The organism is Rossellomorea aquimaris (assembly GCF_001877785.1).
Lineage (GTDB): Bacteria > Bacillota > Bacilli > Bacillales > Bacillaceae_B > Rossellomorea > Rossellomorea aquimaris_A.
Genome location: NZ_MINN01000041.1, coordinates 1 through 393, shown reverse-complemented (window position 1 = coordinate 393; position 393 = coordinate 1). Strand labels below are relative to the sequence as shown.

Genomic DNA, 393 nt, shown 5'->3' with positions numbered 1-393 from the left:
TGTGAATACAAGAGTATACGTGGACTTGATAGTTTAGTGGTGACACTTATATGTATAGGTCATCGAGTAAGGATTGTTTTTGTTGTTTTGAAAAGAGAAGACGTGAAAGAGAGTGTGGCTGCATGTCTGTGGTGATGGGTTGGTGTTAAGAGAATGGCATTTTTTTTTTTTTTCATCGAATTTGCCCTTTTTTTGGAGGGAGAGCCGTACAACCGCCATTTCCGCTTTGCGGGAGAGAAAGGGATGTATAAAGAACCCGCCCAGCTGTTTGGCACACGTAAATTCAATGAACGATATCCGCTTTATGAAAAACAAATCAATGGCGAAATGCTGTCTCCAGATGAAGAGCATAAGGAATGGTTTGCACATGGCACACAGAATGCGGTTTGGGAC

At 42.0% G+C, this 393-nt stretch carries 1 pseudogene; it reads left to right on the top strand.

Annotation, left to right across the window (positions count from 1 at the left end):
- Positions 1-174 precede the first annotated feature (174 nt).
- Positions 175-393 (top strand): annotated as a pseudogene (locus BHE18_RS01545) (hypothetical protein); the annotation flags it as partial.